We start from the raw sequence: 20,884 nt of genomic DNA on the forward strand, positions 1-20,884 counted from the left end.
CAAGGACGGTTGACCGAGCGTGCGTTCGGTGCTTTCATGAGACGCCGGCGGACGGTCCGCTGCGCACACCGAGGAGACTTCCGATGACATCTGGTGCCACTTCAGTCGCCGAGCTCGCCGAGGTGAGCCTGGTCGGCGACGACATGTCGCAGGAGCCGTTCGACTACTTCAGGCAGCTCGTCGAGGACGCGCCGGTGCTCTGGAACACGCGCCAGAAGGCCTGGTTCATCTCCCGCTACGACGATGTGTCCCAGGCGCTGCGCAATGACTCGTTCGGCAGCGATCGCGTGGGGCCGTACCTGCAGAGCCGGATCCCGGAGGCCGACCGTGAGCGCTTCGAGCGGATGTTCGCGATCCTCGCCCGTTGGCTCGTCTTCCTCTCGCCGCCGGACCACACACGACTGCGCGGCCTCGTGCACAAGTCGTTCACCCCCCGCCGTGTCAAGACCCTCCAGGCCAAGGCCGAGGAGATCGCCACCGACCTCGCCACCGCCGTCGAGGCGAAGCTGGCCGCGGGCGAGACCGTCGACCTGATGGCCGACTACTGCATGCCCCTGCCGGGCCAGATGATCGCCGGCATGTTCGGGGTGCCCGTCGAGGACGGTGTGCGACTCAAGCACTGGGCCGAGGAGCTCGGTCTCTTCGTGAACGGCGCCCTGCGCGACCCCGATCGCAACGAACGGGTCGCCCAGGCCATGAGCGAGTTCGAGGTCTACCTGCTCGAGCTCATCGAGAAGTACCGTCGCGAGCCCGCCGACAACATCCTGTCCGGACTCGTCGAGGCCAACGACCAGGACGGGACGCTGACCGAGCTCGAGCTGCTCGCCACCTGCACCCTCATCCTCGACGCGGGATACAAGACCATCCAGACGGCGATGACCAATGCCCTGTACCTCCTGATGGACTCGCCGGAGGACTGGAACCGTCTCGCGACGGAGCCCGCGCTCGCCATGACGGCCGTGGAGGAGTTCATGCGGTTCATGGGTCCCGGCAACGTCATCGTCCGGCGGGCCGACAAGCACATGGAGATCGGTGGCGAGCAGATTCGTGCCGGCGACCGCGTCTATCTGCTGACCGGCGCCGCCAACCGCGACCCGCGCCAGTTCGAACGTTCCGACGAGCTCGTGCTGGACCGCCGGGACAACCAGCACCTCATGTTCGGGCAGGGCATCCACTTCTGCCTCGGCGCCTCCCTGGCGCGGATGGAGCTGGTGGCCGGGCTGCGGACCTTCGTCAGCATCGTCGAGCGGCCTGAGCTCGCCGTCGACCGGGCCGACCTCCCCTGGCACCGGACGCTCATCCTGCACGGCATGTCGGCGCTGCCGGTGCGGCGTCGCGGTGGAGCGGCGTCGTGAGCACCAGGACCGTCCAGGCCGACCGGGACACCTGCGTCGGATCCGGGTGGTGCGTGAACCTCGCGGCTGGTGCCTTCTCCCTCGATGCCACCGGCAAGGTCGTCGTCGAGGACCCCGAGGCCGTCCGGGCCGAGGACCTGCTCGAGGCCGAGGACAGCTGTCCGGTCAGTGCCATCTCCGTCGAACTCGGGTTCGTCCCGGAAAGTGAGTGACCCCATGTCGATGAACCTCCTGTCCTACTCCTCCTACGTCCCGGCGAACACGCTGGAGCAGACCACGATGGCTCAGGCCACGGGTGGTCGCGGTGGCTCCGGCGGCCGTTCGGTCGCCGGGTACGACGAGGACTCGGTGACCATGGCGGTCGCAGCGGCCCAGGGTCTCGTGGACGTCCCGTCCGGCGTGCCCCTGTACTTCGCCACCTCGATGCCCCCCTTCCTGGACAAGACCAACGCCACCGTGGTGCGCGCGGCCCTGGGCTGGGACGAGTGGCTGCTGACTGCGGACCTCGCGGGACTCCGCAGCGGCTTCGCCGCGCTGGCCACCGCCTCGGTGACCGGGGGGGTCGCCGCCATGGGTGACCACCGCCACGGCCGCACCGGCTCGGGCGACGAGGTCGATGGCGGGGACGCGGGAGCGGCGTTCCTCTTCGGTGAGGGCGACGGCGGGGTGGCCGAGGTGCTCGCCACCGCGTGCGTGTCGTTGGAGCTCATGGACATCTGGCGCGTCCCCGGGTCCGAGAACGCCCAGGTGTGGGAGGAGCGATTCTCCCAGCACGTGCTGGCGCGCGCCCTGCAGCAGGTGGTCTCCGAGGTCGGCAAGAGCAGCGGCATGACCGACACCCCCACCACCACCCTCGTCTCCACGCCGCAGCGCCGCTTCGCGCTGAGCAGCGCGGCCACGATCGGCGCCAAGGGTGGCTCCACCGTGCTCGCCGACCACCGCGCCCAGGTGGGCTACTGCGGCGCAGCGGACATCGGTGTGCTGCTCGCCCGCGCCTTGGACACGGCCACCGCCGGCGACACGATCCTCGTCGTCGACGCCGTCGGCAGCGTCGACGCGATGCTGCTGACGGTCCTGCGCGACGGTCCCGGTGCGACCTCGTGGACCGAGCGCCTCTCGGCGCGTCGTTCCATCGGGTACGTCGAGTACCTCACGTGGCGCGGCCGGGTCGAGCGCGAGCCGGCCCGTCGCCCCGAGAAGCCAGGTGTCGCGGCGCCGCCCGCCACGCGCAACGCGCGATGGAAGTACGCCCTCGTCGGTGGCCGGTGCACCGACTGCGGCAAGGTCTACCTCCCGGCGCACCGCGTGTGCGGGGGGTGCGGCGCCACAGACACGATGGAGGCCTACTCCGTCCTCGGCCACCAGGGGACCGTCGCGGCCATCAGCACCGACGGCGTCACCGACACGCCGGCGCCTCCGGCGATCGCGGCGATGGTCGACTTCGAGGGCGGTGGCCGACTCATGATGGAGATCGCCGACTCCACCCCGGGGGGCACGTCCGCGGGCGACGTCGTGGAGCCGGTCTTCCGGCGCACGTACGAGGTCGGCGGGGTACCCAACTATTTCTGGAAGGCACGTCGAGTGAACGGAGCAGTGCGATGAGCAGGAGTCTGCACGACAGGATCGCCGTCATCGGTATGGGGTGCACCAAGTTCGGAGAGCTCTGGGACACCTCCGCCGACGACCTGGCCGTCGAGGCGGCCCAGGCCGCCATCGCCTCCGTGCCGGGGCTGGTGAAGGAGGACATCGAGGCCTTCTGGTACTCGACCCTGGCGACCGGGCACTCGGGGCTGCCGCTAGCGCGGGCCCTCAAGGTCGAGGCGCCCGTGACCCGCGTGGAGAACTTCTGTGCCAGCGGGTCCGACGCCTTCCGCAACGCTGCGTTCGCCGTCGCCGCCGGTGTCTACGACGTCGCGATGGCGGTCGGCGTGGAGAAGCTCAAGGACTCCGGATTCTCCGGGCTCACCCTGGCCGAGGCGCCCACCGACAACACCATGCCGGAGATCAGCAACCCGGCGGCCTACGCCATGTTGCCGGGTGCCTACAGCGAGCACTACGACGTCGACTCCGGCGAGCTGCGCGACGCCCTCACGCACATCGCCTGGAAGAACCACAGCAACGGTGCGCGGAACGACCGGGCGCAGTACACCTCGGTGGTCTCGAAGGAGAAGATCGACAAGGCCCCCCGCGTCGCAGGTGACCTGAGTGTCTTCGACTGCTCCGGCGTCGCTGACGGCGGGGCGGCGGCGATCATCGTCCGCGCCGAGGACGCGCACCGGTACACCGACAGGCCGATGTACCTCAAGGGGATGTCGCTGCACGCCGGGGCGAGCGAAGGGTCGACGACAGGCGGGCAGCGGCACATCAGCTTCCCCGAGGTCGTGGCGTGCGCCAAGGTGGCCTACGCCGAGGCCGGTGTGACCGATCCTCGGACGCAGATCGACATGGCCGAGGTGCACGACTGCTTCACGCCGACCGAGATGATCCTGATGGAGGACCTCGGCTTCTCCGCGCGCGGCGAGGCCTGGAAGGACATCCTCGACGGTCGCTACGACCTCGACGGCGCGCTCCCGGTCAACCCCGACGGCGGGCTGAAGTCCTTCGGCCACCCGGTCGGCGCGAGCGGCCTGCGGATGATGTACGAGCTGTGGCTGCAGTTCCGCGGAGAGGCGGGCACGCGTCAGCTCGACGACCCGACGTTGGGCCTCGCGCACAACATGGGGGGCCTGCCGGGGGAGTTCATCAGCTTCATCGCCCTCTTCGGATCGAAGCTCGACCGATGAGCGAGCAGGTGCGTCGCGAGGTGCGTCGCGTGCTGGTGGTCGGTGCGGGCCTGATGGGCAGCGGAATCGCCCAGGTCGCGGCGCAGGGTGGCTTCACCGTCTCGCTCGTGGACACCACCGACGAGGCGCTGGAGCGCGGTCTCGCCCGCATCGACGACAGCCTGGCCCGGTTCGTCCGGTCCGGACGGCTCGAGGAGGATGCCGCCGACGCGGCGCGGAGACGAATCGAGCCCACGACCGACCTCGAGACCGCGGCCCGCGCGGCCGATCTCGTCGTCGAGGCGATCGTGGAGGAGCTAGGACCCAAGCAGGAGCTGTTCGAGAAGCTTGACCGCTGGTGCGACGCGTCCGTAGTGCTGGCGACCAACACGTCGCAGTTCCAGATCGGCCGCGTGGCCGAGCCGTGCGACACCCCGGAGCGGGTCATCGGCATGCACTGGTCCAACCCGCCCCCGCTCATGATGCTGGTCGAGGTCATCCTCGGCGAGAGGACGAGCGACGCGTCCCTGGAGGCCACCGTTGCCTTCCTGGACTCGTGCCGGCGTGAGCACGTGGTCTGCCGCAAGGACGTCCCGGGCTTCATCTCCAACCGGATGAGCACCGTCCTGTTCATGGAAGCAGCGCGACTCGTCGACGAGGGCGTCGCCTCCGCGGAGGACGTCGATGCCGTGGCACGTCTCATGTACGGGCACAAGATGGGTCCGATCACGACGCTCGACCTGGCCGGGCTGGACACGGCCCTGAAGGTCGCAACTGCCCTGACCGAGCACTACGGGGGTGACCGTTTCGCGCCGCCGCCGGTCCTGGAGCAGCTGGTGGCGGCAGGACACTTCGGTCGCAAGACCGGGTCCGGATTCTACGAGGAGACCTCCTGATGCGCGGGCCGAGCGAGGACAAGATCCTGCTGGCGGCGGCACAGGCATTCGCCGAGCACGGCTTCGCGGGTGCCACGGTCCGCCAGGTCGCCGATCGCTGCCAGATGTCGACCGGCAGCCTCTTCCACCACTACGCGGGCAAGCGCGACCTGCTCGTCGCCGTCGTGGCCGAGGGCACGATGCAGGCCTTCACGCACGTCACCGAGCGGCTCGCCGACGTCACGGGCGCACGGGTGCGCCTGGAGACCCTCGTCGAGGCCCACCTGGAGACCCTGCACGGAACCTCGCGACCCTTCAGCACGGTCGCCACCCAGGAGTTCCACCGTCTCGAGCAGGACGAACGCCAGCGCGTCGTCCGCGTGCGTGATGCCTACGAAGCCCTCTGGCAGGAGGTGCTGGACGAGGGGGCCGAGGCAGGGATCCTGCCGCACGACCCCCTCCTGCGCCTGTTCCTGCTGGGCGCGGTCAACCAGGCGTTCTTCTGGTACGACCCGTCCTCGGACCTGTCGCTCACGGATCTCAGTCGACGGTTCGTCGACTTCGTCGTGCCTGCCCGGGTGGGCAGCGAGCCGGCCGTCGGATCGACGGCGGCAGGAGAGCAGCGATGAGCGCCGCAGACGCAGGATTCTCCCTGGAGGGCCGCAACGCCGTCGTGACCGGAGGCTCGAAGGGTATCGGCGCGGCGATCTCGCGTCGGCTCGCCGGCGCCGGCGCGCGAGTGGCGGTCTGGGGCCGGGACATGGCGTCCGCAGAGGCGTTGGCCGAGGAGATCGGTGGCATCGCCGTCTCGTGCGACGTGACGTCGACGAAGTCCGTCGAGGAGGCGACGCGCCGGACCAACGAGCAGCTCGGCGGCATCGACGTGATGGTCGCCAACGCCGGCCGGGCCGGTGAGGGGATCGCCTTCGACGCGATCGACGACGACCTGTGGGCCGACGTGATCGACACCAACCTGACGGGGGTCTGGCGGTGCGTCCGAGCCGTCGTCCCGGGCTTCAAGGAGCAGCGCTCCGGCAAGGTCATCATCATCGGGTCGATCGGGGCGGTCACGGGCATGTCCCGCGCGCCCGCCTACTCCGCGGCCAAGGCCGGTCTGCTCGGCCTCTCGCGCAGCGCCGCTGCGGCGCTCGCCCGCTACGACGTGCAGGTCAACACGGTCCTTCCGGGTTGGATCCAGACCGAGATGTCCTCGCCGGAGCTCGGCAACGATGCACTCCGGACCCGACTGGAGGACCGGACGCTCGCGCGGCGCACGGCCGTGCCCGACGAGGTCGCCGGCGTCTGCGTCTACCTGGCGTCCCCCGCGGCGTCCTTCCACACCGGCGACGTCATCCGCGTCGACGGCGGCTACCTCGTCGCCTGAGAGGAGCACCATGCAGGAGGAGCAGGTCCACGAGGTCGTGGTGGCTGACCGTCACCTCGCCGCCGAGGGGGTCGTGGTGCTGCGGCTCGAGCGCGTGGACGGTGAACCGATGCCGTCGTGGGAGCCGGGCGCGCACGTCGACCTGGTGGACACCACCGGAGAGTCCCGGCAGTACTCGCTGTGCGGCTCCACCGACGACCGCTCGGCCTACCGGGTCGCGATCCTCGAGGAGATCGAGGGGCGCGGCTTCTCCCGGGCCCTGCACCGCGAGGCGTCGGTGGGGTCCGCGTGGTCGATGCGCGGTCCGCGACGGCACTTCGCCCTCGAGCCCAGCGACGACTACCTCTTCGTCGCCGGCGGTATCGGGATCACCCCGATCCTGCCGATGATCGCCGAGGCACAGCGACTGGGTGCGCGCTGGCGGCTGCTCTACGGCGGCCGGACGCGGAGCTCCATGGCGTTCCTCGACGAGCTCGCCGCCTACGGCGACCTCGTGGAGGTCGTGCCGCAGGACGAGCGCGGCCTACTACCCCTCGCGGAGTGGATCGACGAGGCGCAGGGCGTGCCCGTGTACTGCTGCGGGCCCGAGCCGCTGCTCGACGCGGTGACCGAGCGGAGCGCGATGCGTCGCAGCGGCTCGGTGCACGTGGAGCACTTCAGCCCCAAGGAGGTCGGGGCGCCCGTGCGGGAGGAGCCGTTCGAGGTCGAGCTCAGGCAGAGCGGCGTCACGTTCGAGGTGCCCGTCGACCGCAGCATCCTCGAGATGGTCGGCGAGGCCGGCATCCCCACCCTGTCGGCGTGCCAGGAGGGCACGTGCGGCACGTGCGAGACGGCGGTCCTCGAGGGCGTCCCCGACCACCGCGACTCCGTCCTCGACGAGGACGAGCGTGCGGCGAACGACTACATGATGATCTGCATCTCCCGATCCTGCGGGCCGCGGCTCGTGCTGGACCTGTGAGCGCCCTGGGCGCCGTCCTGGTCGTGGGCGGCACGAAGGGCATCGGCAGAGCGATCGCGCTGAGGTTCAGCGCGCCCGGTCGCACCATCGTCCTGGTCGGTCACCGCGACGAGGAGGCCGCGCGCGCGACGGCGGCCGAGGTCGCCGAGCGCGGTGCCCGACCGGTCGTGGTCCTGGGCGACGTCTCGACCTCCGAGGGGTGCGCCGAGATCGGGTCTGCCGTCGCGGCCGAGGTCGACCGGCTCGACGTCGTGGTCCACGGTGCCGTGCGCCCGCTGCCGGGGCCGCTCCTCGGCCACGCCCCCGCGGACGTCGAGGAGGCCATCCGCACCGGAGGCATCTCGCTGCTGCACCTGGTGCGCGTCCTGGATGGGCTCCTCGGCGCGGGCAGCGCCGTCTTCTTCCTCTCCAGCCTCGGTGCCCAACGAGTCGTCCCGGGGTACGGCGCGATCGGGGTCGCCAAGGCCACCGCGGAGGCCATCGTGCGCTACCTGGCGGTCGAGCTGGCACCGCGCGGGGCGCGCGTCAACACCGTGTCCTGCGGTCCGATCGGCACGGACGCCTACCGCGAGGTGTTCGCCGATGCCGACGCGCGGCTCGAGGCCATGGCAGAGCGCACGCCGGCCGGCCGGGGGACCAGTCCGGAGGACGTCGCAGAGCTCGTCCACCGGATCAGCGGACCCGGGCTCGAGATGATCCAGGGCCAGCACGTCCGGGTGGACGGCGGGCTCTACCTGTCCTGACGGACGGCCGGGACGCTGCGCAACCCCGACAGCGCAGCGGACCAGCCCTGCGTCAGAAGCCAGCGGTCGGACGACGCCGTCAGGATCCGGCAGCCCTGCTCGACCCAACGGCCCGCGCCCTCCGCGACACGGTCGACGGTCTCGAACAGCACCGCGACGGTCTCGATGCCGGCTTCGTGCGCAGCCTCGCCCACGCTGCGCATCGCGGCGACCACCTCGGGGTGGTCGACATCACCGTCGAGGCCGAGGTCCATCGCGAGGTCGAACGGCCCGAGCACGAGGGCGTCGAGACCCGACGCAGCGATGCCGGCGATGTCCTCGACGGCTTCTCGCGTCTCGACCAACCCCCACACGGTGGGTTCGGTCCGGCACCACGCCAGGTACTCGTCCCAGCCGATCGCTCCGTGAGCGGTGGCGGCGACGGTGGGGCAGGAGCCGCGTGTGCCCTCGGGGGCGTGGCGGGACGCCGCGACCGCGGCTCGCGCCTGTGCGGCGCTGCGCAGCTCCGGGACGATGACGCCGTGGGCGCCGGCGTCGAGGGCGTGCGGCACGTGCTCGGGGGACGGGTCGGGCAGCCGCACGACGGGCGATGCGCCGTACCGCGTCACGGCGGTGACGAGACTGGTCAGGGTCGTCATGGTGCTCGCGCCGTGCTGGAGGTCGACCACCACGAAGTCGTAGCCCGTGGCCGCCGCGGCGCTGCACGCCTCGGGACTGGCGGTCTGCACCCACGTGCCGTGGGCCAGGCGGCCGGCGGCGAGGGCGGTCCGGACCCGGTGCGGGACCAGGCCGCTCATCGAGCGACCACGATCCCGGCAGCGGCGCGGTCCCATGCGGTGGGTGGGACGCCTCGGCGTCGCAGCTCGATCTTGCGGATCTTCTGGGTCGCCGTCATCGGCAGCTCGCTGACCACGTCGACGTAGCGAGGCACGGCGAAGTAGGGCATGCGTCCCTCGCAGTGCCGCACGAGTGACGCCGGGTCGGGATGCTCGCCGGGAGCCGGCACGACGGCCAGCAGCACGTCGTAGTCGCCGACGTCGGAGGGGACGGCCACGGCGGCGCAGGCGACGACCGCCGGATGCTCGACGGCGACGGCCTCGATCTGTGCCGAGGAGACGTTCTCGCCCCGCACGCGGATCGAGTCGCCCAGCCGGTCGACGAAGAACAGGTTGCCGTCCTCGTCGAAGCGTCCGGAGTCGCCGGTGTGGAACCACAGGTTGCGCCACGCGGCGGACGTGAGCTCGGGACGGTTCCAGTAGCCCAGCATGAAGGCGCCCGGGACCCGTGGACGCACCAGGATCTCGCCGACGCGGCCCGTGGGCACGGGGACGTCGGTCTCCGGGTCGGCGACGACCACCTCGTAGTCGCTCGCGACGACGCGTCCGCTCGCGCCGGGCACGAGGGGCTGGTCGTGGCGGCGGAACGCGATCATCCCGACGTCGGTCAGGCCGTAGCCGTCGATGCAGGTCAGGCCGAAGCGCTCCTCGATCTTCGACACGAGACCGGCCGGCGCCGGGATCGTCTGCAGCACCCGCAGGGGATTGTCGGCGTCGTCGGGTCGCGGTGGCTGGCGGTACAGGAACTCGGCCATCACACCGAGGGTGTTGGAGATCGTCGCACCCACCGAGCGGACCTGGTCCAACCAGCGCGTCGCCGTGAACTGCGGCCAGATGCTGACCTGGGCGCCGATCATCATCGGTGCAACGACCTGCAGCACCTGGGCGTTGCTGTGGAACAACGGCATGCAGCAGAAGAAGACGTCGTCGGGACCGGCGCCGGTGGCGTCCACGTAGTTGCGGGCGGTGGCGGCACCCTGGCCGTGGGTGAACATGATCCCCTTGGCAGGGCCGGTCGTCCCCGACGTGTAGAAGATGCCGGTCATCTCGCCCGCGGAGGTGGGGGCGAGCGTCGACACGGGCGCCGCCGCTGCGAGCTCGGCGTAGTCGTGCACCGCCACCCCCGGGACCACGGCGCCGTCGCCGGGCTCCACGACGACGACGTCGCAGATCCGCTCGGGTAGGCCGGCCTCGATGACGGCCGGAAGTAGGTCGGCCGCGACGACGAGCACGCGGGCCTTGGAGTCCTCCAGGACGTGGCGCAGGAAGTCGCCGCGCAGGTGGACGTTGACCGGCACCTCGACCGCCCCGAGGGCGGCGCACGCCAGCCAGGTGTCGACGATGGCCAGCCCGTTGGGCAGCATGATGAGGACCGTTTCGCCGGCGTCGACGCCACGTCCGGCGAGACCACCGGCAACGCGTCGCACCGCCACGTGGGTCTCGGCGTAGGTGCGCACGACCCCGTCCCTGTCGCGCACGAAGGGGCGGTCGGCGTCGTGCGTGGCTCGGTGGTCGAGCATCTCGTTGATCGAGGCGTGGCGCAGGTTCATCTGGTGATCTCCCCGGAAGAGCGGCAGGGGGCCGGCCGGCGTGGCCGGCCCCCTGCCTCGTGCACAGGACTGGTCGTGCTCAGGACTGGGCGGCGTCGACGGCGGCCAGCAGGTCGTCGATGGTGTCCGACCCGAACGTCTTGCGGGCCTGCTCGTAGACCGGTTGCGTGCTGGCCTTCCACTCCTCGAGCTGCTCATCGGACAGGACGGTGACGTCGATCTGACCCTTGAGCTCGTCGAGAGCGGCCTGCACGTTGGCCCGGACGTCCTTGCGCTGCTGGAGGCTCGCCTTCTCGGCCTCCTCCTGCAGGATCGACTGCTGGTCCTCGCTCAGTCCGTTCCACGTGGTCTCGGAGACGGAGAAGACCGCGGTCGCGAAGGTGTAGCGGGTGTCGGTGAAGTACTTCTGGACCTCGCCGAACTTGGAGTCCCTGAACAGGGTCACGCCGTTCTCCTGACCGTCGACGGTGCCCTGCTCGAGCGCCGTGTAGAGCTCGGGGAACGGGATGGCCGTGGCCTGGGCCCCCCAGGTGTCGAAGATGCTGATGATCATGTCCGTGGAGGGAGCGCGGACCTTGAGACCCTTGACGTCGTCGGGCGACTCGACCTTGCGCTTGCTGTTGCTCAGGGCGCGGAAGCCGTTCTCGACGAACTCCAGGCCGATGATGCCGTTCTCCTTCAGCGTCTTCTTGTCCCACTCGGCGATGAAGCCGTCGCCGAAGAAGACCTCGTCGGCCTGCTCGGAGTTGCTGACGAGGTACGGGAGGTTGCCCAGCTGGGATGGATCGCCGAAGCCTGCGGAACCCTGGCTCAGGATCGCGGCCTCCTGCGTGCCGCTGTTCAGAGCGGTGGCCATCTCCTCGTCGCTGCCGATCTGGCCGCCGGCGAAGACGTCGATCGTGACGGCACCGTCGGTGCGCTCCTCGACCGCAGCGGCGAAGCTGTCGGCGGCCTCGTCGATCTCTGAGCCCTCGGGGAAGACGTGGCCGAGGCGCATCGTGACCGAGTCGCCCTCGCCACCTCCGCCGCCGCAGGCCGCGAGGCCGAGTGACATCGCGAGGGCGGTTGCCGTGATGGTCGCGGCACCGCGCGCGTTACGGATCTTCATGGGTACTCCTTCGAGGGGGTTGGATCGTGGTCAGCGGAAGAACAGGACCATGTCGGGGAAGAGGGTGACGAGAACCAGGACCGGGAGGGCGCCGAACCCGAGGAAGATCAGGGTCGGCTTGGTCATCTGGGTGAACGAGGCATCGCAGGCCTTGGCCGCGATGAAGAGGTTGGGCGCCATGGGTGGGGTCGAGAGCGAGATGCCCATGTTGACGACCATGATCGCGCCGAAGTGGACCGGATCGATCCCGAGAGCGACAGCGATGGGGACCAGCAGCGGCGCCAGGATGATGATCGTCGTGTTCTCCTCCACGAAGAGCGCGACGGCGGCGATGACGATGTTGGCCAGGAGCAGGAAGACGAGCGGGTTGGACGCGTGCTCGGCGACCCACTCGGCCATCTCCGTGCTGGCCCGAGAGAGGGTGAGGAAGCGTGAGAAGAGCGTGCCAGCGGCCAGGATGATCAGCAGGCTCGCGGTCGTGATCGCCGCCTCGCGCATCGTCTTGGAGAGGGAGGGGACCGTGAGCGTGCGGTAGACGAGGAAGCCCAGCAGGATGGCTGCCAGGCAGGCCACCGCTCCGGCCTCCGTCGGCGTGAAGACGCCGCCGTAGATGCCGCCCAGGATGAGGAACGGGAGCGTCAGGGCCGGGACGGCGGGGCCGAACGTCCGCCGCAGGCGCCGCGAGTCGCGCTCCTCGGTGGTCATCGTCGCCTGGGTGAGGACGTCGGGGAACCGCCGGGTGAGCACGAGATGGATGATCGTCAGCGCGATGATCAGGAGGACGCCGGCGCTGATGCCCGCGAGGAACAGGTCCCCGATCGACGTGCCCGTCGCGATGCCGAAGACGATCATCGGGATGCTCGGTGGGATCAGGATCCCCAGCGTCCCCGACACGGCGGTGAGTGCGCCGATGTAGTGGCTCGGGTAGCCGTCGCGACGCATCTCCGGGGAGAGGATCGAGCCCATGGCTGAGACGGTGGCGACGGAGGAGCCGGAGATGGCGCCGAAGAAGGCGCTCGCATAGATGACGGTGAGCCCGGCGCTGCCGCGGACGCGACCGATGATCGACCCGATGAAGCGCACCAGTCGGGTGGAGATTCCGCCGTCCTTCATGAGCGTGCCCGCGAGAAGGAAGAACGGGACGGCCATCAGGGGAAACGAGTCGACGCCGGCGAACATGATCGCCGGCGCAGCGGCGAGGTCCTGGCCGAGCATCTCGAGCCCGACGATCGAGCCCAGCCCGAACGCGGCCGCGACGGCCACGCCGACGAGCAGCAGCACGACGACCAGCACGAGGGGGACGGCGACGATCATGCGAGGGTGCTCCGATCCGTGGAGGCGGGCGCGGGGGCCGAGGCGGGGAGGAGTCCACGCACGAGGAAGCGCCGGACGAGGACGCACGCGCTGACGAGCGCGCCGAGGCCGGCTCCGACCGGTACAGGCATGCGGCTCCAGTACAGACGCAGCTCGAGTGACGGGCTGCGTTGGGAGGACAACGAGAGGGTCTGGACGAAGTCGATCGCCAGCACGCTCAGCACGGTCAGGAAGACGACCTCGGCGGCGAGGGCCAGGCGGGTGAGCCATTCGCGTGCCGCCGCGCTGCTCAGGAGCTCTTGAGCCACGTCGAGGCGGATGTTCTCGGAGTACTGCGCGAGAGCCGGCAGGGCGAGGAAGACGGCGCCGACCATGCAGAGCCGGGCGATCTCCTCAGGTCCGCCCCCGAGGAAGTGCAACCAGTAGCGGCTCAGGACCTGCAGGAGCACGCACACCAGCATGATCGTGAGCATCGCGGCGACGAGCCACGTGCACGCCGCAGCGATGGCTCCGCTGACCACGGCCAGCACGCGATCGAGCCGCGGGGCCCGACAGGCGGGGGGCAGGTCCTCCGCGCGTTCGTGGAGTAGCGACATGGTCGTCCTCGGTGTAGACAGAGCGATCGTTCGGCAAAGTTCAACATCTGCAATATGCAGGGTTCTCGTGGTGATGTCAATCACAAGCGCAGGATGAATTGCGCCAATTGGGAGGGCAGAACGGTCAGAAGGATGACGCTGCAGAAAACCGAGCGGTGGTATGCTTTGTTCGACCCAACCAAACATTTCACGACGACGAGAGTCGTGAAGCGAGGAAAGAGCACGAAATGTCTGAGGCGCTGCGGGGGCGGGTGCGGGACCAGGACGACCTGGCGGTGGCACTCGGCGGACGGATTCGACAGGCCCGCAACGCCCGCGGGGTGACGCTGCGCGAGCTCGCGGCCGAGCTGGGAGTCTCGCCGGCCACGATGAGCGCCGTGGAGAACGGACGGACGAGCGTCAGCGCCGTCCGTCTCACCGAGATCGCGGCCCTTCTCGACGTGCCGGTGGACCGGCTCCTCACAGGCGACGAGCGCGATGAGGCAGGGGCGGCGAACGCGCCGGACGACACCGCGTGGGACTGGCGGGTCTTCGAGCCCGCTCCCTTCGACGGACCGCTCCAGGCCGCCCTCGAGGCGTTCATGGAGGTCGGGTACCACGGCTCGACGATGCGTGACATCGCGCGCCGCGCCCAGCTCTCGGTGCCCGGCATCTATCACCACTACGCCAGCAAGCAGGAGATGCTGGTGCGGATCCTCGATCACACGATGGACGACCTGCTGTGGCGCTTCGACGCTGCCGTCGCTGAGGCCGACGACCTCCAGGGACAGTTCGTGCACGCCGTCGAGTGCCTGGCGCTCTTCCACACCTTCCGGCGCGACTGGGGCTTCCTCGGACGCAGCGAGCAGCGCAGCCTCGAGGGAGACGCCGCCGTGCGGATCCGCGACAAGCGGATCAGGGTCGAGAAGGGCCTGCTCGACCTCGTCGAGCGGGGTCGCGACGAGGCGACCTTCGCGACGTCGACGCCCCGGGTGGCGGGACGCGCGGTCATCCTGATGTGCGTCGGCCTCGTCTACTGGTTCCGCGTGGACGGTCCGGAGCCGCCCGAGGTGATCGCCCGACAGTACGTGGAGCTTGCACTACGGATGGTCGAGCACGTCCCGCGCGATGCGCGCTGACCGCTACGGCGAGCTCGGTGGGGCTCTGCGGGTCGCGACCTTGGCCGGCATCCTGTTCGGGCTGACCGGAACGGGCAGCGCCGCGGTCGCAGTGGTCGTGCCGTCCATCACCGACGCCCTCGAGGTCCGAGGGGCGGCTGGTTCCTGGGTCATCAGCACCTACGCCGTGACGCTCGCGATGGGCACCGCGGTGCACGGGCGCATGGCCGACCGGTGGGGCATCCGCCGGACCCTCGCGATCGGCGTGTGGATGATGGCGACCGGCGCCGTCCTCGCGGCCTTCGCCACGACCTTCCCGCTGCTCATCGCCGCTCGCGCGATCCAGGGTGTCGGGGCTGCGGCGGTCCCGGTCCTGGTCGTTGCACTCGTCACCGCACGGTTCGAGGGGGAGGTGCTGACCCGGGGGCTCACCCGGCTCAGCGGCACGGCCATCCTCGTGGGTGCGACCGGTCCACTGCTCGGGGGACTGCTGGAGATCGTCGGCGGCTGGCGGCTCGTCATGTGCTTGCCGGCCCTCGCGCCGCTGGTCCTCCTCGTGCTCTGGCCGGGACTCCCCACGACCGGGTCGCCCGTGCGCATCGACGTCGTGGGGGCCGCGCTCGTGATGATCGTGGCGGGCGCCGTGGTCGTCGTGCTGCAGACCGTGCTCGACGCGGACTCCGGTGCCCTGCTCAGGGCTGCCGTGGGCGCGATGCTCCTCGCCGCGCCGCTGCTCGTGATCTGGACGTCGCGTCGCCCCGACGGCTTCGTCCCGCTCGCCGTGGTGCGCACCGGCGAGTTCGTCTGGCCCGCGCTGGCCGCCTCGACGGTCCCGGCGGCCTGGTTCGGGCTGCTCGTCGTGATCCCCAGTGGGCTCGCGGACCGCGGGTGGAGCGCCGTGGCGATCGGCGCATCGCTCGTGCCCAGTGCCCTCGTCGGGGTCCTGGCGCCCCGGGTGGCGGCGCACGCGATCCGGCGCACGGGCCCCTTGGGAGCGATCGGCCTCGCCACGGGCCTCGCCTGTGCAGGCCTGGCCATGGCCGCCATCGGCGCCTCGCACGCGGAGGTGCTGCTCATCGCCGCGATGGTGCCGGTGAACCTGGCCTTCGCGATCGGGCAGCCGGCCCTCGGCGCCGCCGTCGCGACCTCGACGCAGCCGCGCGTGCGCTCCTCGGCGGTGGGCATCGCCACGTTGGTGTTCTTCGTCGGCGGAGGCGGGGGGGCTGCGATCGCCGGGCTGGGGCCCGTCCTCGGGCCCGGCACGGCGGTCCTGGTCCTCGCCGCGCTGCCGTTCCTGGCGACGTGCGTCGTGCTCGTCGTCCGGGCCCGCTCGGTACAGACCGACATCGAACCGACCAAGGAGTCATGACATGAATCTGTGGAGCGCCTTCCGCCGGTCGCTGGCTCGTGGCGGTGACCGCCCCGCCCTCAGCACGCCCGGCCTCACCTGGAGCCACCGAGAGCTCGGAGCCGCCGCGGGACACGTCGCCGGCCTGCTGGCGGCCCACGGGGTGGGGGCGGGTGACCGCGTCGCCCTCCTGCTCGGCAACGGGCCGGGCTTCGTGGCGGCCGACCTCGCCATCATGGCCAGAGGCGCCGTCAAGACGCCTCTGAACATGATGATGGCTCCGGCTGAGGTGGGGCGTGCCCTGGCCTTCGTCGAGCCGGTCGTCGTCGTGGTGGACGCCGAGGGACGAGAGCGCTGCAGCGACGTCCCCGCCGGCACGGCGGTGGTCGAGCTGGCGCCCGGCTGGGTGGCCGACGTCGGGGCGGGCGACGTGCTGCCCGGACCCGTCGACGTCACCCTCGCCGATCCTGCTGCCATCTACCTCTCGAGCGGCACCACCGGGCGCCCCAAGGGCATCGTCCACTCGCAGGACACCGTCCTGCACAACCTGTGGGCGCACCTTCTGGACGCCGGCATCGACGCCGATTCGCACCTGCTCCTGACGACGCCCCTGCCGCACTCCGCGGGCCTGTTCACCGAGGCCGCACTGCTTGGCGGCGCCCACGTCCGCGTGGAGCCCAGGTTCGACGCCGAGCGCTGGGTCGCCCTCGTCGACGAGCACGAGGTCACCTGGTCCTACGGGGTGCCGACGATGGTGAAGCGGATCCTGGACGTCGCCGAGCGTGACGGGTGGGCGCCGACCTCGATGCGGACCTTCCAGTACGGGTCTGCCCCCATGTCCCCCGGGCTGCTGCGCCGGGCGCTCGACGTCCTCGGCCCGGTCCTCCAGCAGCTCTACGCCCAGACGGAGTGCCCGCAGTACGCCACGCTGCTGCGCAAGAGCGACCACGTCCTGGCGTCGGACCGCCCGGAGCTGCTGGCGTCGGCGGGCCGCGCCTCGACGATGTGCGAGGTCTCCGTCCGCGGACCGGACGGCGCCGCGCTGCCGGCCGGAGAGGTGGGCGAGGTCTGCCTGCGCAGCCCCTACGTCATGGTCGGCTACTGGCGTGATCCCGAGGGGTTCTCGGAGCGGTTCCACGGCGACTGGCTGCGCACCGGTGACATCGGGCGGCTCGATGCCGACGAGTACCTGTTCCTCGTCGACCGGCTCGCCGACATGGTGGTGAGCGGGGGCATGAACGTCTTCGGCATCGAGGTGGAGGCGGCACTCTCGCTCCATCCGGGCGTCGCGCAGGCGGCCGTGATCGGGGTGCCGGACGACGAGTGGGGCGAGCGGGTGCACGCCGTGGTCGTCCCACGGGGCCAGGTGGAGATCGCCGAGCTCGAGGACCACTGCCGGCAGCACCTCGCGGCCTACAAGCGTCCCAAGGACTACGCGATCGTCGAGTCGCTCCCGCTCACCCCGTACGGGAAGGTCGACAAGAAGGCGATCCGTGCCCCGCACTGGGCCGGCGCGGACCGGGCGGTGAACTGATGGCCGCGACGACAGCCGCGACCCGGGCCGCCTACGGACGGCTCGTGGCGGTGTGCGCCCGGCTCGAGGACGTCCTGGTCTGGTGCGGAGGGGACGCCGGCGAGCTCGAGGCCCACGCCGAGCGCCTCGAGCGCGCGGTGGAAGCCATGTCCTCCTCGCTCCCGGTGGCCGACACCGGCACCGGCGACCCCGTGGCGGCGGCCGGCGCCGACCCCAGGACGGGTGTGCGGGACCGCTCACTGCAGCCGCCGTTCCGCGTGCGGCAGGAGGACGGCTCAGTCCTGAGCGGCGACGTCAGGTTCCGTCCGCACTTCGCCGGCGTGGGATCGGTCCACGGCGGGTCCCTGGCCCTGTTCCTGGACGACATGGTGGGTCGGCTGGCCAACGCGCCGGAGGGCATCTTCGCGCGGACGGCCTACCTGCACGTCGACTACCGGCGGCTGACGCCGGTCGATGAATGGCTCGACTACACGCTGCGTCTCGAGCGCGTCGAGGGACGCAAGCGGTTCGTCCGCGGAGAGGTCACCACCGACGGGATGGTCCTCGCCGAGGTCGAGGCGCTCTGCGTCCACCGCGCACCGGGGGCGGCCGGCTGACCGACCCTCAACGGCGTCGCCCGACCAGGACGACGTCCAGTCGGCGTGGACCGTGGACGCCCTCGACGCGCTGCAGCTCGATGTCGCTGGTGGCGCTGGGCCCGCTCACGAAGGTGATCGGGCGTCCCGGGTCCAGCCGGGCCACGGCCTGGGGCACGGTGTCGACGACCTGCTCCTCGGTGAGGACGCAGACGTGGTGGTCCGGCACGAGGGTCAGGGCCCGGCGACCCTGACCCGGCCCGGCGTCCAGCACGATCGTGCCGGTGGCGGCGATCCCGAGCAGTGCGCCGGTCACGACGGCCTCCAGCGCGTCGAGCTCGAGCGGCGCGAGCGGCGCGAGCGGAGGATCGACCACGTGTCCGACCGGCAGCCAGTCGGTCGGCAGGTCGTGGGGCACGACGTGCGCCCGGCCACCCACGAGGGACTCGATCGTGGCCCGCACGTCCTCGGGATTCGTCCTGTGCACGCGCGCGCGGTACTCCTCCACCGCGGAGGCGAACCTGTTGACGTCGCTGGCGCCGACGAGCTCGGCCCGGTCGTACGTCCGCGGGTGAGGCGGCAGGGGCGTAGCGCCGTCGAGCGCCGTGCGGAGCCGGGCAAGCACGACGTCGCGGGCGGTGGGGGTCATCGGGACGTCCTTCGGTCGCGGCGGCGGGGACGGTGGGCGGGCGCCGGGAGGTCGCGCGAGCGCGTCCATGCCGCGAGCGGGCCCGGAAGCCGTCGAAACCGTCCGGCGCGGGCCAGGAACCGGCCCCAGGACGCGAGGCGCAGCGCGAGCTGCCAGCGCCGCGAACCACTCATGGTCCAGGAGGCCGCTGCCATCGCGAGGTCCTGCCCGCGGTGCGGTGCCCCGGCACCGCTCTCCACCGCTTCGGTGCGCAGGTGCACGAGGATCGACGGGATGTCGATGCGCACCGGGCACGCGTCGTAGCAGGCGCCGCACAGGGTCGACGCGAACGGCAGGGTGCTCGTGACGTCGCCCGGCTGCATCCCCGTGAGCATGGGGGAGAGGATCGCTCCGATCGGTCCTGGATAGACCGAGCCGTACGCGTGTCCACCGGTGCGCTCGTAGACCGGGCACACGTTGAGGCAGGCGCTGCAGCGGATGCAGTTGAGGGCGGCGCGACCCACCTCGTCGGCCAGGACCCGGCTGCGCCCGTTGTCCAGCAGCACCAGGTGCACGTCCTGCGGTCCGTCCCCGGGGTGCACGCCCGTCCAGAGCGATGTGTACGGGTTCATCCGCTCGGCGGTCGACGAGCGCGGCAACAGCTGCAGGAAGACCTCGAGGTCCGTGAGCGAGGGCAGGACCTTCTCGATGCCCATCACCGAGATGAGCGTCTGCGGGAGGGTCAGGCACATCCGCCCGTTTCCCTCCGACTCGACCACGGCGAGCGTGCCCGTGTCGGCGGCGGCGAAGTTCGCGCCGCTGACCGCGACCCGCGCGGTCATGAATTTCTCGCGCAGGTACCGCCGGGCCGCCATCGCGAGCTCGTGCGGGTCGTCGCCGAGGTCGTGCGGGATGCCCGGCATCCGGGCGGCGAAGATGTCGCGGATCTCGTGTCGGTTGCGGTGGATCGCGGGCACCAAGATGTGGCTCGGCCTGTCGTCGCCGAGCTGGACGATGAGCTCGGCCAGGTCGGTCTCGACCGCCCGGATGCCCTCGGTCTCGAGGTGCTCGTTCAGGCCGATCTCCTGCGTCGCCATCGACTTCACCTTGACCACCTCGTCCGCGCCGGCGGCTCGGACGAGGTCGGTGACGATCCGGTTGGCCTCGTCGGCGTCCCGAGCCCAGTGGACATGGCCGCCTCGGGCGACGACGGAGCGTTCCAGCTGCTGGAGCAGCTCGGGCAGGCGGCGCATGGCGTCGGTCTTGATGGCCTCGCCCGCGCGTCTCAGATCCTCCCAGTCGGCGACCTCGGCGACGGCGGCAAGCCTCCGCTCGCGGATGGTCCCGGTGGCGTGCGCGAGGTTCGCGCGCAGCTGGCTGTCGGCCAGGGCGTCCTCCGCCGCCGCGGGGAAGGCGCGCTCGGCGGAGATGTTGCCGAGGCCGCCGGGCAGGCCGAGGAAGACGGCACTCACGGTGACCACGGCCGCTCGCGCGTGCTCGCCAGGATCTCGGCGAGGTGGACCGTGCGCGTGGGGTCGCCGGCCCGAGAGAGTCCTCCGCCGATCTGCATCAGGCAGGAGGAGTCACCGGCGGTGCAGACGACGCTGCGCGTCGAGGAGACGGCCGCGACCTTGTCCTCGAGCATCGCCGTGGAGGTGCCGGAGTTCTTCAGCGCGAAGGTGCCACCGAAGCCGCAGCACTGGTCCTGGCCGGGGAGCTCGACGAGCTCGAGGTCGTCGACCGCGCGCAGCAGGGTGGTCGGCTTGTCCCCGACGCGGATCATCCGCAGGGAGTGGCAGGTGGGGTGGTACGTGACGCGATGGGGAAACCAGGCGCCGACGTCGTCGAGGCCGAGCACGTCGACGAGCAGCTCGGACAGCTCGAACGTCCGGCCGGCGACCGCGTCCGCCCGGTCGGCGAGGCCCTCGTGGCCGAGGCGGCGGAGCGCGCTGCCGTGCTGGTGCCGGATCGAGCCGACGCAGGATCCGGACGGGACGACGGCGACGTCGTAGCTCGCGGACTCGAAGGTCTCGACGTGGTGACGAACGACGGGCACGGCCTGGCGGGCGTAGCCGGTGTTGAGGTGCATCTGCCCGCAGCACGTCTGCCCGGGGGGCACCACGACGTCGTGCCCGAGGCGACGCAGGAGGGTCTGCACCGCCTCGGGCACGCGCGGGTGCATCGCGTCCGCCAGGCAGGTCGTCAGCAGCGCGATGCGCAC

21 protein-coding genes are annotated in these 20,884 nt (G+C 71.1%); 13 read left to right on the plus strand and 8 right to left on the minus strand.

Annotated features, from left to right (window positions below; genetic code table 11):
* Positions 1 to 83: 83 nt before the first annotated feature.
* From NUV38_RS12230 to NUV38_RS12270, 9 genes are read left to right on the plus strand one after another with little or no spacing between them, the layout of a single operon-like run.
* Positions 84 to 1,355, plus strand: a complete 1,272-nt coding sequence (locus NUV38_RS12230; RefSeq protein WP_257729382.1) for a cytochrome P450 — start codon at positions 84 to 86, stop codon at positions 1,353 to 1,355.
* Complete coding sequence (locus NUV38_RS12235; RefSeq protein ID WP_257729383.1) at positions 1,352 to 1,567, plus strand: ferredoxin; 216 nt, start codon at positions 1,352 to 1,354, stop codon at positions 1,565 to 1,567. The genes NUV38_RS12230 and NUV38_RS12235 overlap by 4 nt, the downstream gene beginning before the upstream one ends.
* Before the next feature lie 4 nt (positions 1,568 to 1,571).
* The gene (locus tag NUV38_RS12240; RefSeq protein ID WP_257729384.1) at positions 1,572 to 2,957 is read left to right on the plus strand and encodes a zinc ribbon domain-containing protein; all 1,386 of its coding nucleotides are present in this window, start codon (positions 1,572 to 1,574) and stop codon (positions 2,955 to 2,957) included.
* Positions 2,954 to 4,138 (plus strand): acetyl-CoA acetyltransferase, encoded by a 1,185-nt coding sequence (locus NUV38_RS12245; RefSeq protein WP_257729385.1) that lies wholly within the window; start codon positions 2,954 to 2,956, stop codon positions 4,136 to 4,138. Before NUV38_RS12240 ends, NUV38_RS12245 begins: the two co-directional genes overlap by 4 nt.
* On the plus strand, positions 4,135 to 5,013 hold the full coding sequence (locus NUV38_RS12250) for a 3-hydroxyacyl-CoA dehydrogenase family protein (RefSeq protein WP_257729386.1): 879 nt from the start codon (positions 4,135 to 4,137) through the stop codon (positions 5,011 to 5,013). Before NUV38_RS12245 ends, NUV38_RS12250 begins: the two co-directional genes overlap by 4 nt.
* Positions 5,013 to 5,621 carry a TetR/AcrR family transcriptional regulator gene (locus NUV38_RS12255; RefSeq protein WP_257729387.1) on the plus strand — a complete coding sequence of 203 codons (609 nt, stop codon included), beginning with the start codon at positions 5,013 to 5,015 and terminating at the stop codon, positions 5,619 to 5,621. Before NUV38_RS12250 ends, NUV38_RS12255 begins: the two co-directional genes overlap by 1 nt.
* A complete protein-coding gene (locus NUV38_RS12260) occupies positions 5,618 to 6,376 on the plus strand; it encodes an SDR family NAD(P)-dependent oxidoreductase (RefSeq protein ID WP_257729388.1) in 759 nt (252 codons plus the stop codon). The genes NUV38_RS12255 and NUV38_RS12260 overlap by 4 nt, the downstream gene beginning before the upstream one ends.
* A gap of 10 nt (positions 6,377 to 6,386) precedes the next feature.
* Complete coding sequence (locus NUV38_RS12265; RefSeq protein WP_257729389.1) at positions 6,387 to 7,334, plus strand: PDR/VanB family oxidoreductase; 948 nt, start codon at positions 6,387 to 6,389, stop codon at positions 7,332 to 7,334.
* Positions 7,331 to 8,077: an SDR family oxidoreductase gene (locus NUV38_RS12270; RefSeq protein ID WP_257729390.1), complete on the plus strand. Its 747-nt coding sequence runs from the start codon at positions 7,331 to 7,333 to the stop codon at positions 8,075 to 8,077. The genes NUV38_RS12265 and NUV38_RS12270 overlap by 4 nt, the downstream gene beginning before the upstream one ends.
* Here NUV38_RS12270 and NUV38_RS12275 read toward each other — a convergent pair.
* From NUV38_RS12275 to NUV38_RS12295, 5 genes are all read right to left on the minus strand, one after another.
* Entirely contained in the window at positions 8,065 to 8,874 is an 810-nt protein-coding gene (locus tag NUV38_RS12275) for an HpcH/HpaI aldolase/citrate lyase family protein (RefSeq protein ID WP_257729391.1), read from the minus strand. The genes NUV38_RS12270 and NUV38_RS12275 overlap by 13 nt on opposite strands.
* The gene (locus tag NUV38_RS12280; protein WP_257729392.1) at positions 8,871 to 10,463 is read right to left on the minus strand and encodes an AMP-binding protein; all 1,593 of its coding nucleotides are present in this window, start codon (positions 10,461 to 10,463) and stop codon (positions 8,871 to 8,873) included. Before NUV38_RS12280 ends, NUV38_RS12275 begins: the two co-directional genes overlap by 4 nt.
* A 79-nt stretch (positions 10,464 to 10,542) precedes the next feature.
* Entirely contained in the window at positions 10,543 to 11,571 is a 1,029-nt protein-coding gene (locus tag NUV38_RS12285) for a TRAP transporter substrate-binding protein (protein ID WP_257729393.1), read from the minus strand.
* A 30-nt stretch (positions 11,572 to 11,601) separates the two neighbouring features.
* Entirely contained in the window at positions 11,602 to 12,885 is a 1,284-nt protein-coding gene (locus NUV38_RS12290; RefSeq protein ID WP_257729394.1) for a TRAP transporter large permease, read from the minus strand.
* Positions 12,882 to 13,481, minus strand: coding sequence for a TRAP transporter small permease (locus tag NUV38_RS12295; protein WP_257729395.1), 600 nt, complete (start codon positions 13,479 to 13,481; stop codon positions 12,882 to 12,884). Before NUV38_RS12295 ends, NUV38_RS12290 begins: the two co-directional genes overlap by 4 nt.
* A 227-nt stretch (positions 13,482 to 13,708) precedes the next feature.
* Between NUV38_RS12295 and NUV38_RS12300 the strand changes: the two genes are divergently transcribed.
* Genes NUV38_RS12300 through NUV38_RS12315 form a run of 4 tightly spaced genes read left to right on the plus strand, consistent with a single transcriptional unit; the run spans position 13,709 to position 18,056 of the window.
* Positions 13,709 to 14,599 carry a TetR family transcriptional regulator gene (locus NUV38_RS12300; protein WP_257729396.1) on the plus strand — a complete coding sequence of 297 codons (891 nt, stop codon included), beginning with the start codon at positions 13,709 to 13,711 and terminating at the stop codon, positions 14,597 to 14,599.
* A complete protein-coding gene (locus NUV38_RS12305; protein ID WP_257729397.1) occupies positions 14,589 to 15,947 on the plus strand; it encodes an MFS transporter in 1,359 nt (452 codons plus the stop codon). The genes NUV38_RS12300 and NUV38_RS12305 overlap by 11 nt, the downstream gene beginning before the upstream one ends.
* Position 15,948: 1 nt before the next feature.
* Positions 15,949 to 17,460 carry a class I adenylate-forming enzyme family protein gene (locus tag NUV38_RS12310; protein WP_257729398.1) on the plus strand — a complete coding sequence of 504 codons (1,512 nt, stop codon included), beginning with the start codon at positions 15,949 to 15,951 and terminating at the stop codon, positions 17,458 to 17,460.
* Positions 17,460 to 18,056, plus strand: a complete 597-nt coding sequence (locus NUV38_RS12315; RefSeq protein ID WP_257729399.1) for a PaaI family thioesterase — start codon at positions 17,460 to 17,462, stop codon at positions 18,054 to 18,056. The genes NUV38_RS12310 and NUV38_RS12315 overlap by 1 nt, the downstream gene beginning before the upstream one ends.
* Positions 18,057 to 18,063: 7 nt before the next feature.
* Here NUV38_RS12315 and NUV38_RS12320 read toward each other — a convergent pair whose 3' ends face one another.
* From NUV38_RS12320 to NUV38_RS12330, 3 genes are read right to left on the minus strand one after another with little or no spacing between them, the layout of a single operon-like run.
* Positions 18,064 to 18,684: an LUD domain-containing protein gene (locus tag NUV38_RS12320; RefSeq protein ID WP_257729400.1), complete on the minus strand. Its 621-nt coding sequence runs from the start codon at positions 18,682 to 18,684 to the stop codon at positions 18,064 to 18,066.
* Entirely contained in the window at positions 18,681 to 20,135 is a 1,455-nt protein-coding gene (locus NUV38_RS12325; protein ID WP_257729401.1) for a LutB/LldF family L-lactate oxidation iron-sulfur protein, read from the minus strand. Before NUV38_RS12325 ends, NUV38_RS12320 begins: the two co-directional genes overlap by 4 nt.
* Positions 20,132 to 20,884 (minus strand): (Fe-S)-binding protein, encoded by a 753-nt coding sequence (locus tag NUV38_RS12330; RefSeq protein ID WP_257729402.1) that lies wholly within the window; start codon positions 20,882 to 20,884, stop codon positions 20,132 to 20,134. Before NUV38_RS12330 ends, NUV38_RS12325 begins: the two co-directional genes overlap by 4 nt.

The sequence above is a fragment of the Aeromicrobium sp. 50.2.37 genome, assembly GCF_024655735.1.
Lineage (GTDB): Bacteria > Actinomycetota > Actinomycetes > Propionibacteriales > Nocardioidaceae > Aeromicrobium.

Bases quoted from the DNA above. Each gene is read 5' to 3' on its own strand.
- NUV38_RS12230 (WP_257729382.1), top strand. From the start codon at position 84: ATGACATCTGGTGCCACTTCAGTCGCCGAGCTCGCCGAGGTGAGCCTG.
- NUV38_RS12240 (WP_257729384.1), top strand. From the start codon at position 1,572: ATGTCGATGAACCTCCTGTCCTACTCCTCCTACGTCCCGGCGAACACG.
- NUV38_RS12245 (WP_257729385.1), top strand. From the start codon at position 2,954: ATGAGCAGGAGTCTGCACGACAGGATCGCCGTCATCGGTATGGGGTGC.
- NUV38_RS12250 (WP_257729386.1), top strand. From the start codon at position 4,135: ATGAGCGAGCAGGTGCGTCGCGAGGTGCGTCGCGTGCTGGTGGTCGGT.
- NUV38_RS12255 (WP_257729387.1), top strand. From the start codon at position 5,013: ATGCGCGGGCCGAGCGAGGACAAGATCCTGCTGGCGGCGGCACAGGCA.
- NUV38_RS12260 (WP_257729388.1), top strand. From the start codon at position 5,618: ATGAGCGCCGCAGACGCAGGATTCTCCCTGGAGGGCCGCAACGCCGTC.
- NUV38_RS12265 (WP_257729389.1), top strand. From the start codon at position 6,387: ATGCAGGAGGAGCAGGTCCACGAGGTCGTGGTGGCTGACCGTCACCTC.
- NUV38_RS12275 (WP_257729391.1), bottom strand. From the start codon at position 8,874: ATGAGCGGCCTGGTCCCGCACCGGGTCCGGACCGCCCTCGCCGCCGGC.
- NUV38_RS12280 (WP_257729392.1), bottom strand. From the start codon at position 10,463: ATGAACCTGCGCCACGCCTCGATCAACGAGATGCTCGACCACCGAGCC.
- NUV38_RS12285 (WP_257729393.1), bottom strand. From the start codon at position 11,571: ATGAAGATCCGTAACGCGCGCGGTGCCGCGACCATCACGGCAACCGCC.
- NUV38_RS12290 (WP_257729394.1), bottom strand. From the start codon at position 12,885: ATGATCGTCGCCGTCCCCCTCGTGCTGGTCGTCGTGCTGCTGCTCGTC.
- NUV38_RS12295 (WP_257729395.1), bottom strand. From the start codon at position 13,481: ATGTCGCTACTCCACGAACGCGCGGAGGACCTGCCCCCCGCCTGTCGG.
- NUV38_RS12300 (WP_257729396.1), top strand. From the start codon at position 13,709: ATGTCTGAGGCGCTGCGGGGGCGGGTGCGGGACCAGGACGACCTGGCG.
- NUV38_RS12305 (WP_257729397.1), top strand. From the start codon at position 14,589: ATGCGCGCTGACCGCTACGGCGAGCTCGGTGGGGCTCTGCGGGTCGCG.
- NUV38_RS12310 (WP_257729398.1), top strand. From the start codon at position 15,949: ATGAATCTGTGGAGCGCCTTCCGCCGGTCGCTGGCTCGTGGCGGTGAC.
- NUV38_RS12315 (WP_257729399.1), top strand. From the start codon at position 17,460: ATGGCCGCGACGACAGCCGCGACCCGGGCCGCCTACGGACGGCTCGTG.
- NUV38_RS12320 (WP_257729400.1), bottom strand. From the start codon at position 18,684: ATGACCCCCACCGCCCGCGACGTCGTGCTTGCCCGGCTCCGCACGGCG.